Annotated in this window: 14 protein-coding genes and 1 tRNA gene; 6 read left to right on the forward strand and 9 right to left on the reverse strand. The window is 58.8% G+C overall.

Features of this window, described 5'->3' with window-relative positions; genetic code table 11:
• Together U9R61_RS08165 and U9R61_RS08170 are read left to right on the forward strand one after the other, a co-directional pair.
• A tRNA-Ser gene (locus U9R61_RS08165) sits at positions 1–91 on the forward strand.
• Positions 92–147: 56 nt separating this feature from the next.
• Positions 148–477, forward strand: a complete 330-nt coding sequence (locus U9R61_RS08170) for a DUF2203 domain-containing protein (RefSeq protein ID WP_322488324.1) — start codon at positions 148–150, stop codon at positions 475–477.
• Between the two features lie 706 nt (positions 478–1183).
• On the opposite strand, the gene mnhG is transcribed toward U9R61_RS08170, so the two are convergent.
• Genes mnhG through mbhE form a run of 7 tightly spaced genes read right to left on the reverse strand, consistent with a single transcriptional unit; the run spans position 1184 to position 7072 of the window.
• On the reverse strand, positions 1184–1540 hold the full coding sequence (gene mnhG / locus U9R61_RS08175) for a monovalent cation/H(+) antiporter subunit G (protein ID WP_322488325.1): 357 nt from the start codon (positions 1538–1540) through the stop codon (positions 1184–1186).
• Entirely contained in the window at positions 1540–1809 is a 270-nt protein-coding gene (locus tag U9R61_RS08180; RefSeq protein WP_322488326.1) for a monovalent cation/H+ antiporter complex subunit F, read from the reverse strand. Before U9R61_RS08180 ends, mnhG begins: the two co-directional genes overlap by 1 nt.
• 12 nt (positions 1810–1821) lie before the next feature.
• Positions 1822–2334: a Na+/H+ antiporter subunit E gene (locus U9R61_RS08185; RefSeq protein WP_322488327.1), complete on the reverse strand. Its 513-nt coding sequence runs from the start codon at positions 2332–2334 to the stop codon at positions 1822–1824.
• Positions 2335–2344: 10 nt separating this feature from the next.
• Positions 2345–3862, reverse strand: coding sequence for a proton-conducting transporter membrane subunit (locus tag U9R61_RS08190; protein ID WP_322488328.1), 1518 nt, complete (start codon positions 3860–3862; stop codon positions 2345–2347).
• 15 nt (positions 3863–3877) lie between these two features.
• Positions 3878–4228, reverse strand: coding sequence for a sodium:proton antiporter (locus tag U9R61_RS08195; RefSeq protein ID WP_322488329.1), 351 nt, complete (start codon positions 4226–4228; stop codon positions 3878–3880).
• The gene (locus U9R61_RS08200) at positions 4225–4764 is read right to left on the reverse strand and encodes a Na+/H+ antiporter subunit B (RefSeq protein ID WP_322488330.1); all 540 of its coding nucleotides are present in this window, start codon (positions 4762–4764) and stop codon (positions 4225–4227) included. Before U9R61_RS08200 ends, U9R61_RS08195 begins: the two co-directional genes overlap by 4 nt.
• Positions 4700–7072 (reverse strand): hydrogen gas-evolving membrane-bound hydrogenase subunit E, encoded by a 2373-nt coding sequence (gene mbhE, locus U9R61_RS08205; RefSeq protein ID WP_322488331.1) that lies wholly within the window; start codon positions 7070–7072, stop codon positions 4700–4702. The genes U9R61_RS08200 and mbhE overlap by 65 nt, the downstream gene beginning before the upstream one ends.
• A gap of 417 nt (positions 7073–7489) precedes the next feature.
• Between mbhE and U9R61_RS08210 the strand changes: the two genes are divergently transcribed.
• Positions 7490–7867, forward strand: a complete 378-nt coding sequence (locus tag U9R61_RS08210; RefSeq protein WP_322488332.1) for a cupredoxin domain-containing protein — start codon at positions 7490–7492, stop codon at positions 7865–7867.
• Positions 7868–7996: 129 nt separating this feature from the next.
• Here U9R61_RS08210 and U9R61_RS08215 read toward each other — a convergent pair whose 3' ends face one another.
• Positions 7997–9106 (reverse strand): calcium/sodium antiporter, encoded by a 1110-nt coding sequence (locus U9R61_RS08215; RefSeq protein ID WP_322488333.1) that lies wholly within the window; start codon positions 9104–9106, stop codon positions 7997–7999.
• 352 nt (positions 9107–9458) lie between these two features.
• On the opposite strand from U9R61_RS08215, the gene U9R61_RS08220 reads away from it, so the two are divergent.
• Positions 9459–10454, forward strand: coding sequence for a TerC family protein (locus U9R61_RS08220; protein ID WP_322488334.1), 996 nt, complete (start codon positions 9459–9461; stop codon positions 10452–10454).
• 6 nt (positions 10455–10460) lie between these two features.
• Here U9R61_RS08220 and U9R61_RS08225 read toward each other — a convergent pair whose 3' ends face one another.
• On the reverse strand, positions 10461–11399 hold the full coding sequence (locus U9R61_RS08225) for an alpha/beta hydrolase (protein WP_322488335.1): 939 nt from the start codon (positions 11397–11399) through the stop codon (positions 10461–10463).
• 401 nt (positions 11400–11800) lie between these two features.
• Between U9R61_RS08225 and panB the strand changes: the two genes are divergently transcribed.
• Together panB and panC are read left to right on the forward strand one after the other, a co-directional pair.
• Positions 11801–12652, forward strand: a complete 852-nt coding sequence (panB, locus tag U9R61_RS08230) for a 3-methyl-2-oxobutanoate hydroxymethyltransferase (protein ID WP_322488336.1) — start codon at positions 11801–11803, stop codon at positions 12650–12652.
• Between the two features lie 239 nt (positions 12653–12891).
• Positions 12892–13734, forward strand: a complete 843-nt coding sequence (panC, locus tag U9R61_RS08235) for a pantoate--beta-alanine ligase (RefSeq protein ID WP_322488337.1) — start codon at positions 12892–12894, stop codon at positions 13732–13734.
• Positions 13735–13750: the final 16 nt, after the last annotated feature.

Consider the following 13750-nt stretch of genomic DNA (forward strand, 5'->3'; position numbering starts at 1 on the left):
GGGGAGATGACGGAGTGGTTGAACGTGCCCGTCTCGAAAACGGGTAGGGCCTAATAAGCCCTCGTGAGTTCGAATCTCACTCTCCCCGCCAGATACCTTGCGCCCGACCTGCGATCAGGTTGGGCGCACCGATTCCTGAGGTAGCCTATGACGCCGGCGGAACAGCGCTTACGCGAACAGTTAGAAGAACAATTGCGACTCAATGAATGGCTGTACGAACAACTTGAGCGTCAGCGCACCATGAACGCCGAGTTGCGCCGTGCCGTCGCCGATCTGGCCCGCGCCTTCCAAGAATCGCTCGCCGCCGCGGTCGAAGCCGGCGAAGCCGGCGATCTCGCCGCTATTCGCCGTCTCACCCGCGCGAACCAGCAACACTGGCAGCACTACCTGCAACAGATCGTCGCCGCTGCGAGCCGCCCTACTGGCGCCGACTCACTACCCCCCGCCGCACCGTTCAAGGACGGACAGAACGTATAAGCGTCCATGTAGTCACCGGCCAAGCCGCCAAGCGAGCAAAGACGCAGAGGACTCAAACGTAAAGGGCGCAGAGCAATGTTGGATGATCCGATGCGCCCCCTGCAGTAACACACCAACCGGCCCAAAGGACGCGAAGGGTTGGCGGGAAGAGCCGCTCTCTAATTATCATTGGGAGCCGAGCGGTCGGGCCGAGCGCCGCCCGGCCCGCCGCGTGGCGAAGCAATCTCCCGCGAGAGCGGAATCCCATCACTCATCGATACAACCCACGCAGCGGGCTTCGTGTGTCAAGCCCAGCTCGGCAGAGCCGGGTTCCCCATCCTGCCATCTCTGAGCCGGCTTGCGCCGCTCGATCGGGAGATTGCTTCGGTCGGGCGGCACCCAGCCGTGCCGGGTACCGCCGCTTCCTCGCAATGACAGCCGGAAAGCGGGCGAGGGGCGTGGAGCGCTAAGCGTTGAGGCATCCCCAGCGATCCACAGTTGTCCGCAATCACACGTGCTGCCCACCCCTCCCCCGCCGGGGGAGGGGCGAGGGGTGGGAGCCAACCCGAAGGCGCAGCGAGGGCGAAGCCGCGAAGAACGCAGAGAGCGCAACGGGGTTTGGGGCATACCCGCAAAGACACACAAAAGGCACCCAAACCATCAGCGTCATTTGCGCCTTTTGTGTCTTTTCGTGGCTATTCACCCCGCGCCGCGGGCCGCGTAACCCTTATGACAGCAACCGGCCCTGCTCGACATCATACTTGCCGGCCAAATCGTCTTGCACCGTCTGCGGTGCGCGCTCGACCCCGGTCAGGTAGGCGGCTCGATCCAGCATGTGCGCCGCCACCGGCGCCGTCAACCAAAAGAAGGCGATCAGGGCGATCATCTTCGCCGCCGCGATCAGATCGCCATGATGCACGGCTACGGCCAACAGCACGCCAATAATCCCTAACGTACCGGTCTTGCCGCTGGCGTGGACACGGGTATACAGGTCGGGCAACTTGATAATCCCGATTGACGAGATAAAGATAAACCCCACACCGATGGTAGCCAGCGCCAAGGTGATGATCTCTTTCAGTTCCATCAGCTTCGCCCCTCTTCGATATAGCGCGCCACAGCCACCGTCCCCAGAAAACCGAGCACAGCGACGATCAAGATCGCATCAACCAGTGCCAACTGATCGGTAATCACTACATAGAGCGCCACCAACGCCACCACGTGGTTCATAATCGAGTCAAAGGCCATCGCGCGATCAGGAATGCTCGGCCCAATCAGCAAACGCGCCATAGAGATCACCATCGAAATGGCGAGAATTCCCATCAACCCGGCGATCAGCATTTCAAACAACGTCATGATGATTGACCCCTATGGTAACAGCTCCATCACCCGCCGCTCGAAGTTCTGCTTAATATCAGCGCGCACCGCATCAGCATCTTGCACATCAATACAGTGAATGTAGATCGTGCGCCGATCGGAGGAAATATCGAGCGAGACGGTGCCCGGCGTCAACGTAATCAGATTCGCCAAGACGGTAATTCCGGCATCACTCTTAACATCGAGCGGGATAGCGATAATGCCGGGGCGAATATCGGCGACGCGCCGGAAGAGCACGATCCGCGCCATATCAATATTCGCCTTCAAAACGCTCCACAGCGCAAACCCAATAAACGCGATCCACTTGACCGTCAGGCGGGTATAATTACCGCTATCCATCCGCGAGCGGCCCAACCCGCCGTTGGTAAAGGGAATGCTCAAAAATCGGCTCGCCAGCGCGACAATCCCGTAGCTGACAGCCAAGCCAACGATGAGATCGGGCAAGGTAAAGCTGCTTTGCAGCGCCATCCATGTGAGGGTAAGAATGAGCACTAAGATGATCATACCGCACCCTTTACTTCAGCGCCGCCCGGTATACCGCTTCACAACCATCTGCACCACAGACGGCGGTAATGTAGACATTGCGGTCAAACGCCTGTTGGCCGGCAATCGTGTTGTAATCAACTAGCGGCCCGGCCAGCAAACCCAGCGCCACGCTGAGAACGACCAGCGCTGCTCCCGGTGCCAGCAATCCGAACGAAACCCGCGGCAGACGATGAACATCGTCATACGACTTCTTCCAAAAGACCTCGTTCCAGATTTTGAGCATCGAGAAGAAGGTCAGAATGCTAGTGCCGGCCGCCACGGCGGTAATCAGATACGCCTGCTGGGTCACGCCTACCTGCAAGAGGATCAGCTTGCCGATGAAGCCGCTGAGCGGCGGGATGCCGGCCAGCGACAAAATGCCAAGGAACCAAAACAACGCCAACAGCGGTTCGCGGCGGGCCAAGCCACCCATCTTCTTCAGATCGCCGGTGCCGTAGATCTGCTCGGCGGCACCGCCAATGAAAAACAACGCCATCTTGACAATCATCACGTGCGCGGTAAAGACCAATCCGGCGGCCAAGCCGGCGGCGCTGGCTAAGCCCAACCCCATGACGCTATAGCCGATCTGGCTGATGATGTGAAAGCTGAGGATGCGGCGTACATTCATCTGCGCCACCGCGCCCAACACGCCAATCACCATCGTCAGACCGGCCAGCAGCGTGAGCCACGGCCCATACGTGGCCAGTTCATTCTGAAACATCAACCCGAATGTCCGGTAGAGCGCGTAAACGCCAACCTTCGTCATCAACCCGCTAAAGATGGCGGTCACAGCGACCGGCGGCGTGTGATAGCTCGAAGGCAACCAGAAGAAGAGCGGCACAATCGCGGCTTTGCTGCCGAACGCAAACAGAAAAATCCCGGCCAACACGGTCTGCAAGCCGGGGTTGGCGAGGGTCGCCATGCGCTCGGCGATGTGAGCCATATTGAGCGTACCGGCGAAGCCGTACATCAAGCCGCAACCAAACAGAAAGGCGGTGCTGCCGAGCAGATTAAGCACCACATACTTCAACCCGCCCTCAAGCTGATCGCGGCTACCGCCGAGCGTAATTAACCCAAACGACGCCACCAGCAACACTTCAAACCAGACGTACAGGTTAAAGAGATCACCGGTGAGGAAGGCACCGCTGACGCCGAGCAACAAAAGCAGCAACAGGGGATAATAGAAGTGATGTTCCCGTTGCTCGTCAACCGAAGCGAAGCTGTAGATGATGGTGACCAGCATGAGCAACGCGGCCAGCATCACCATCAGCGCACTCATGCCATCGGCCACCAGCGAGATGCCAAACGGCGCCAGCCAACCCGAGGCTTGTGCCACCAACGGCCCGCGTACCGGCGCCACGCTCATCAACCACAGGCCATAGCCAAGGTTGATCAAGACGCTGATCAGCGTGATGACCCGCGCCACGATGCGCTGACGGTTGAACAAGACGGCCAGCGCCGCCCCGATCATTGGCGTAATGATCGGAATAAAGAGATGAAACACCATATCTATATTCCTATACTACAACCGATCAGTCGTCGAGAGATCATCCAGATCGTCGCTGCCCACGGCCTGATTCGAGCGATAGGCCAGCGCCATCACAAAGGCGGTAAAGCCAAAGCTAATCACAATCGCGGTCAAGATCAGCGCCTGCACCAACGGATCGGCAGAGCCGGGAGGGGGCTGGCCGGCAGCATCCACCAGCGGCGGCGCCCCGCGGCGCACCCCATCACCCATCGTAAAAATGAGCAGATTGACGCCATGGCTCAACAAAATCAAGCCGAGAATCAGCTTCACTACCGAACGGCGCAACATGAGATAGGTCGCGCCGGCAAAGAGCGATCCGATCGCAATTGCTAACAAGATAATCATGCGCCCTCCTCTTGCTCGACCGGCGCTGGTTTCATCACCGGCAACGGAAAGAGTGTCGGCTCTTCGACTAGCAACAGCGCGATTTTGGTCGTCACGCCAATGACGGTAAAGTAGACTCCGATATCAAACAGCACCGGCGTGCCGATTTTGCCCACACCGGGGATCGGTTCGGGCAACCAGAACGCTTGCATGTAGGGCAGCCCGGCAAAGAGCGCTGGCAACCCCCAAATTGCGCCGAAGAAGACGCCAAACGCCGCCAACAGCAGATAGTTGACCGGCAAAATGCGCCGGGCCGTTTTGGGGCCGAACGCTACCATTTGCAGAATAATCGCGCTGGAAGCGAGCAAGCCGCCGATAAAGCCACCGCCGGGCAGATTGTGGCCGCGCAGCAGCATATAGATCGAGAGCAGCAACAGCAGCGGCATCATCAGCCGGCTGACCGTGCGCAGGATCAGCGAATCGTACAGCGCGCTATCTCTTGGTGTCGACCGGCTCAGCGGCCGGTTCGGCAGTGGTGACTCGTTCCGGTGCAACATCGTTCTTCCCCTGTCGTAAACGGAGCAAGCCGTAGATGCCTAACAGAGCGATAAACAAAACCGTAATCTCGCCCAAGGTATCAAAGCCGCGGAAGTCAACCAAAATCACGTTGACCACATTGGCGCCTTTGCCCTTCTCAAGGCTATTCTCAAGGAAGAAGGGGGCCAAGGGCGCGAACGCATCGTTGGTCGCCGTCGCCAACACCAACCCGGTCATCAAGAGACCCATTGCCGCCGCCACAATCCCATCGCGACGGCGCACCCACGAGGCCGAAAAGCTCTCGAACCGCACCGGCAAGACCGAAAAGACCAATAGCAGGAAGACGGTCGAGAGCACTTCTATCAGCAACTGGGTCAACGCCAGATCGGGGGCCGAGAAGAGTACAAACAACAGCGACACCATTGCCCCCACCACACCGGCGGCGATAATCGCCCCCAAGCGCGTGCGGGCCAGAATCGTCGCCAGTACGCCAATCGGGATCAGCGCCACTGCCAGCACTTCGTAGAATTGCAATTGCGGATCGAGATCAAACCGGATCGCGCCGAGGCCGAAGCTGGCAAACGGCCCACCGACAAAGACCAGCATTGCCAGCGCCGTCAGCAGAATATAGCGGCGCAAGCGACCTTCTTGGATCGTGCGGGTCAGCACCGTCGCGCCGGCCAGCGTGCGCTCAATCAGGCGATCGAAGATCATATCGCCGCGCGACCATGCCGGCCAGCCGCGCATGTTCGCCAACTGCTCGCCAAAGCGGGCTAACCCAAACCCAACCACAATCGCGCCAAGGCTGACCAAGAGTGCCGTATTAATGCCGTGCCAAAGGGCTAATTCAACCTCAAGTGGCTTGCCGTAAATCGCCGCGCTCGCCGGCCCAATCAACCCGCTGATCGGGCCAAGCAAGGCCAATGGAATGATCAGCGACAACGCCACCGGCACACCGGGGCCGATCAGCATGCCCGGCACCGGGTCGGTGACGTGCTGCTGCATAGCCGCTATGCTGCGCTGGCCAAGGAAAGTATTGCTAAATAACCGCCAACCGGTGACCAGATAGGCCACTGCCGTCACTGCAATCGCCGCCACCGCCAGCACGCTCAAGGTTGCGCCGAGATCGGTCTTGAGCGCCGCTTCCAGCATCAACTCTTTGGCGACAAAGCCGAACATCACCGGGATGCCGCCGAACGAGAACAACGCCAGCGCGGTGATCACCATCGTCTGCGGCATATAGGCGCGCAACCCGCCCAATCGGCGCAGATCGCGCGTGCCGCACTCGTGATCGATCACGCCGGCCAGCATAAACAGCGCCGACTTGTACAATGCGTGGGCCAAAATATTAGTCGCCACCCCTTCGGCTCCATACTTGCCACCCAAACCGATCTGCATCGTCAACGCGCCGAGCATGCTGATCGTGGTGTAGGCCAGCATCGCCTTGAGGTCAAATTGGCGCATCGCCACAATCGCGGCGAAGGTCATCGTGGCGCCACCAACCACAGACAGCGTCACATCCCACAGCGCCGTGCCGCCCAACGCCGGGCTCAGCCGCGCCATCAGATACACGCCGGCCTTGACCATTGTCGCCGAGTGGAGAAAGGCGCTGGCCGGGGTAGGCGCTTGCATCGCCCCCGGCAACCAGAAGTGGAAGGGAATCTGGGCCGATTTGGTGAAACAGCCGAGCAAGATCAAGATCACCGCCGCCGGGTAGAGCGCATGCGCCCGCAAGACATCGCCAGCAGCCAGAATATCGCTCAACTCATAGCCCCCTGCTGCCTGTCCTAGCAGCAGCAGACCAACCAACAGCGCCAACCCGCCGCCGCCGGTCACCAACAGCGAGTGCAACGCACCACGCCGCGCATCGGCATAATCGTGCTTGTAGCCGATCAGCAAATACGACGTAACCGAGGTCAATTCCCAGAAAACGAACATCGTCAGCACATTGCCGGCTAGCACCAGACCGAGCATTGCGCCCATAAACAGCATCATGTAGGCCAGAAATCGGCCAAGACCGCTATCGGCGCCGAGGTAATGGCCGGCGTAGCCGACGATCAATGTACCGATACCAGTAATGATCAGCGTAAAGAGCAGGCTCAAGCCATCGAGGGTAAAACTCAGATCAAGCCCAAGAGCCGGCACCCACGCGATCCGTTCGACGATCTCGCCGCCTTCCCACACTGGCCCAGCCTGCGCCAAGGTCAAGCCGAAGATGGCCAATGGAATGAGGGCCAAGCCCCACGCGATGCGATCACGACCGGGCAAGCGGGCCAACAATGCCAGTGGCGCAGCGGCCAACGCAATCAACACAAGCGGATAGAGCATGCTCCCCTCGACCAACGTGCAGAAACCAATCCAATACCGTGATAGAACACCGGCACCGGCTCGATCCATGCTCACCGGCGCAATGCAGCATATTCCAGTGATTAGTAACGTATCATTGTGCGGGCTAGGCAAATCATCATCGCCGAGCGTCGCGACCCATTCGTTGCCAATCCCGCCGTATCACTGCTGGCGCGAGATATGATGCTTTGGCCAAACCAGCCCTACGATCGCGGTCACATGCCTCGTTGCATGGCTGCCAGTTTCATCACTCAACATTCCGCAAAGGTTTGGGTCTTCTGCCATTGTACCCGAAAATGGTTGAACTGTCACAAGACAATGCCTCTACCATCACTGCGCCTAATTTCTGGTACAGTTATGGCGAAGCGACCGTGATCCATACCTGTAGAGTACGATCCTATGAAAACTGCCACCTCATCACGTCTACACCGGATATTGTTCGCCGCCGGCATCATCCTGATCGGATTAGCGTTTCTCACTGCTTGCGGCGAGCCATTGCGTGAACGCACGATCGAAGTGACAGCCACCGAAATGCGCTTTGCCCCCGATCGGGTCGAAGCCCAAACCGGCGAACAGATTTTTCTCCGGCTACGCAACCGCGGCCAAGTCGCCCACAGCCTGACCATCGAGCTACCGAGCGGCGATCGCACCGTCTCAGCCGATCCGGGGGTGGACGCAATTCTGGCCTTTCGCGCCCCCGCCCCCGGCGAATACCGGTTTTATTGTCGCATCCCCGGCCACGAAGCCCAACAAGGCATACTGGTCGTATTGCCGTAAAACCCTTGGTAGAGCCGCACAGCTGTGCGGCTCTCATTACCGGGCAGTACAAATCACAACCCCAGGCAGTATCGATCAAACCACGGAATGGGGCTGATCACCCCGCACGGCCATGCGGCACTGATCATGTCATGCCCGCGGCGTCGCCCAATCGCGCCGGCGCACCGCATTGAGCGCCAACACGAGCAACGTAATTGCCGTGATCGGCAACACAAACAGCGCCATCACGCTGCTGAAGGTCGGCAAGGCATCGTGCTGGGTAGCAGCCAAGATCAGGTAGGTGGTATACGCCACATAATACCCAAGAAAGATCGCTCCTTCCCAGCGATTAATGCTAAGGCCGGTGACAAAGATCGGCAGCGCCGCAAACGCAACCGCGATCATCACCGGCAGATCGAAGGTGATGATCGAGGGGGCGACCGTCAAGCCGCCGGGTGTGACGACCGCGGCAAGGCCAAGAATACCGAGAACATTGAACACATTACTGCCGATGGCATTCCCGATCGCAATATCACGCTCGCCTTTGAGGGTGGCTACAATCGAAGCGACCACTTCAGGCAGCGAGGTACCCGCCGCCACGATGGTCAAGCCAATAATCACATCACTTACCCCAAAGGCCCGCGCTAGGGTCGTTGCGCTCTCGACCAGCCAGTTCGAGCCAAGGGCCAGCAAACCCAACCCGACCACGATCAAACTGATGCTGGTCAGCCATACCTTCGCACCACCCTGCGCCGGCAGCTTCTCCGGCCCAAACTCTTGGGCAAATTCAGCCCGCGCCTCGGCGCTCTCTTTCCGGCTGGCGTAGATCGACCACACCGTATAGCCGATCAGCAAGCTAAACAAGAGTACGCCATCCAGCCAGCCAACGTTGCCATCGAGGGCAAGACCGACCAGCAGCAGCGAAACGGCGATCATAAACGGCACCTCGCGCCGGATGAGCTGCACCGCTACGATCAGCGGGCTGATCAGAGCGCACGCGCCGAGAATGAAGAGAATGTTGAAAATGTTACTACCCACGACATTGCCGACCGCAAGATCGCTCTTGCCGGCCAAGCCAGCTTGAATGCTGACGGCCAATTCAGGCGAACTGGTGCCAAACGACACCACCGTCAACCCAATCACCAGCGGCGAAATACCGGCCAGCGCCGCCAACTGGCTCGAACCGCGCACCAACAGTTCACCACCGACCGTGAGTAGCGCCAGCCCGCCAATAAGCAACCCGATTGTGATCACATCCATACGGCATGTCCATTGTTGATTCCTAAAGCAATATACACAATTGTTTAGTATATCGATAAAGAACGCGCTTGGCGAGGGCGGTTCTCCGCCATCATGGCTACCGCCCACCCGTAGCATGGGTGGGTAATTTTCCCCTATCAGAAACGGCAAAAATACGCTATAGTGCAAACCGTTGGGGAGTAGCCGCCTGCTTCGGGCAGGTTGATGCAATCGTCAAGACGGAATCCTCGCATTCCCGGTTGCATCGAGTACTGGGGCACCAGACTGGCGAGACCGGCGCAGTAGTAAGCTGCCGTCGGCTCGCTTTTTTATTGTGATAAAACGTATCACATGCACAGGGAGTAGCAACACCATGTTCGATGCAGTATGGGTCTGGGTCGGCTTTAACCTCTTTGTACTGGCCCTGCTCGCAATTGATTTAGGCGTCTTTCACCGGGAAGCGCACGAAGTTTCCCTGCGCGAAGCAGCTATCTGGAGCGTCGTTTGGATTTCGCTGGCCTTGCTCTTTAATCTGGGCTTGTACCTCTTCTGGGATGTGATCATGCCCAATAGCTCGCTGAGCGCGAGCGATGCCGGGCTTGCATTCTTAACCGGGTATCTGATTGAAAAAGCGCTCAGCGTTGACAACATCTTTGTCTTTGTGCTGATCTTCTCGTACTTCGCGGTACCAGCCAAATACCAGCACCGCGTGCTCTTCTGGGGCATTCTTGGCGCGCTGATCATGCGCGGTTCGATGATTTTGGCCGGCGCGGCGCTGATCAAGCAATTTCACTGGATTATCTGGATCTTCGGCGCGTTCCTGATCTTTACCGGCATTCGCATGGCCACGGCCCAAGACGAGCAGATCGAGCCGGAGAAAAACCCGGTGGTGCGCCTGTTCCGCCGCTTTATGCCGATTAGCGACCGCTACGACGGCCAGAAGTTTCTTACCCGCCAGAATGGCATGTTGATGGCGACGCCGCTCTTGCTGGTGCTAGTGATGGTTGAAACCACTGACCTCATCTTCGCTATTGACTCGATTCCAGCCATCTTTGCAGTGACGCAAGATCCGTTTATCGTCTATACCTCAAACGTCTGCGCTATTCTGGGGTTGCGCGCGCTCTACTTTGTGCTGGCCGGCGTCGTCCACCTGTTCCACTACCTCAAGCTAGGGTTATCAGTGGTGCTGGCGTTTGTCGGCGTCAAGATGCTGTTGCCTGATCTTAGCGCAGCGATCGTTGGCGTAAGCTGGAAGATTCCGACCGGGGTGTCGTTGGGGGTCGTCGCCACCATTATTGCCGTGTCGATCATTGCCTCATTGGTGCGAGCGCGCGGGGCGGAAGCCGGCGAACATGCCGCCTCCTCGTAGCCTTGCCTAGCCATCCGCATGTTCGTTACACGCATCGGCTTCACCATTATGCCCAGCAGGAACCAGCTCTGCGATCAATTCACAGATCTGTTCAAAGCATTCCTGCTGCGGCATATGGCCGCAATACTCAAGATGAATATACTGTCCACGCCCTTCGAGTACCACCTCGGTAGCTTCGATGCATTCCCCTGCGACGATCATATCATGATCGCCACCAATGAGAATGGTCGGCGTCGGACATTCACTGACCAGATCGAGATATTGATGAGCGCGGAAGAGCGAATCAACCGCCAGCCAGCGCAACGCCGAGAGGGTTGCCCGGCGCTGGCGCACATGGTGCAGCCGCGCCCACACCCGCCGGCGCAGAAACCGCTGCTCGCGAGCCGGCAATTCGTAGAGATTGTAGTAGAATGGGCGCAAGCTTTGGAATGCCAGTTCACGCGAGCGTTGGATGCCGGCCAAAATCAACTCACCCACCCCCGGGAGCAAGAGTGGCCATAGCCGGCGGGTTGGACATTGGGGTTTGATCGGCAAGCAGCCGCTGATCAGAATTTGCTGTTGGATGAGCCGAGGTAAGCCAATGCTCAGGCGCTGCGCAATCATTGCCCCCAGCGAATGACCAACCAACGTTACCTGCTGCAAATTGAGCGCAGTGATAAATTCGGCCATGGTGCGGGCGAAAAAGGTCAGACTGTAACCGCCCTTAGGGCCAGAACTGCGGCCAAAGCCGGGCAGATCAGGCGCAATGACACGGTAGCGCTGCGCAAGTGGCGGAATGATGGCCCGCCAAGTGTCAGCTTCATCGCCTAACCCGTGGATGAGGAGCAGGATAGGAACTTTGGCAGCACCGGCATCGTAATAAAATAGTTCTAGATCACGGAGAGCAATCCGACGAGCATACGGTACCAAAGCGGGGGGGATGTCCATCGTGGGCTTCCGCTGCATAGCATTGACTCCATGGGCAAGCAATGTTGCTCTATTTTAGGCTATCTATTCTGACCTGTCAAACATTTTGAGAATTGGGCACTAAACGACTACAAAAAATCATTAGCCAATTTTAAAGAACGCATGACCAAGTACTGCTTAAATCATCTCATTAGTTCGATTCGTGAAAAGTTGTACGATCTTTAGAGGCAAGATTGATCACGAAAGTGACAAGAGTAGCCATATTGAACGAAACCCTTCAGGCTTACACCATATGTACAAATAGTATCATTATGGTTTAGCCCTGTGCTGTCATCAAACCCTTTCCTACTCTAGCCTGCTACCGCCCTCCTCACTATTCCGTGCTACAATCGGGCATGCCGGAATGACCGGCAATGAATGACTGCCAAGAGGAGCCGGCAATGCGCACAACCGTTCGTGATATTCAGCAGATGCGCGATCGCGGCGAGCGGATCCCGATGGTGACCGCGTATGACTATACTTCGGCGCAAATTGTCGATCGCGCTGGCATTCCCATGATTTTGGTCGGCGATTCGCTGGGGATGGTGGTCTTAGGCCACGAATCGACGGTGCCGGTGACGCTCGACGAGATGTTGCACCATACCCGCGCGGTTGTGAGGGGGACGCGCAAGGCGTTGGTGGTTGGCGATCTGCCGTTTTTGACCTACGCCTCGCCTGAACAGGCCGTCATCAGTGCCGGGAGAATGTTGCAAGAGGCCGGCGCGCAAGCGGTGAAGCTGGAAGGCGGCGTTCATATCGCACCGACGATTGCCCGGCTGGTGCATTTGGGGATTCCGGTGATGGGGCATATCGGCTTTACTCCGCAAGCGGTCAACCAAATTGGGTTGCGGGTGCAAGGTAAACGCGCCGCCGAGGCGCAGCAGTTGCTGGCCGACGCGCTGGCCGTGCAAGAGGCTGGGGCCTTTGCAATTGTGCTCGAGCTGGTGCCTGCAGAGCTCGCGCAAGCGATTACCGAACGGCTCCGGATTCCGACGATCGGGATCGGGGCCGGCGCTGGCTGTAGCGGGCAGGTGCAGGTGTGGCACGATATGCTAGGCCTGTACAGCGATTTTGTGCCCCGCCATGCGCGCCGTTACGCCAATCTCGCCGCCATCATCGGCGAGGCGCTGGCCCAATACGCCAATGATGTGCGCACCGGCGCCTTCCCCGGCCCCGAACATAGCAGCCGGATGGATGCCGACGAACTGGCGACAGCGTTGCGCCAGTTCGACGCCGGCACACCGTCAGAATAACCAGCCTGCTTGCGCTGCCGAAGGGAGGGGGCAGCACTTGCGCCGAACGGCGCTGACGGGCACCATTGCGGGCGCTATCCACAGGCGTAGACGGCGGGCCGCGAACGGGATGCAGCAAGCGGCCCTATGCACGTCCTTACAAGCAGGCTGGCTCGCGCTCAATCAGGCAATTGCCGCACCGCTGGCGGCAACTCGCAATGATAAGCGAACCTTATTACATCTGTTCAATGAGGAATCGTATGGAAGTGCTACATACTATCGTCGATTTTCGCCGCGCGCGCGCGGCCTTTGGCGAATTAGGCTTCGTACCGACGATGGGCTATCTCCACCAAGGCCACTTGGCGCTCGTCAAGCGAGCACGCGCCGAATGCCCGGCGGTGGCGGTCAGCATCTTCGTCAACCCAACCCAGTTTGGCCCGCACGAAGATTTCGCCCGTTACCCGCGCGATACCGAGCGCGACTTGGCGTTGCTCGCCGCTGCCGGAGTTGATCTGGTCTTTGTGCCGCCGGTGGAAGAGATGTACCCGACCGGCTTCGGCACCTACGTCATCCAACCCGCCGCTGATGACGTGCTGGAGGGAGCGGCCCGGCCCGGCCACTTCCGCGGCGTGGCGACGGTGGTGTGCAAGTTGTTTAACATCGTGCAACCAACCAAGAGCTACTTCGGCCAGAAGGATGCGCAACAGACGGTGGTGATCCGGCAGATGGTGCGCGACTTGAATATTCCGGTCGAGATCGTGGTCGCGCCGACAGTGCGCGAGCCGGATGGGTTGGCGCTAAGCAGCCGGAATGTGTACCTCACACCTGCGCAACGAGCGGCGGCACCGGTGCTCTACCGGGCCTTGCGGGCCGCTGCCGAACACTACGCCGCCGGTGAGCGCAGCGGCGAGGCGTTGCGCGCGCTGATGCGCGAGGTACTGGCGGCTGAACCGTTGGCGAAGCCGGAGTATGTGAGCGTGGCGCACCCGCTGACGCTGCGCGAGCTGGATCAGATTGGGCCAGAGGGGGCGCTGCTCTCGATGGCGGTGCGTTTCGATGGCGTGCGGTTAATCGATAACTGGGTGCTGGAAGGGGTGAAGTAGGGGCCCAGCGCGCTGG

The organism is Chloroflexus sp., assembly GCF_034431535.1.
Classification (GTDB): Bacteria; Chloroflexota; Chloroflexia; order Chloroflexales; family Chloroflexaceae; genus Chloroflexus.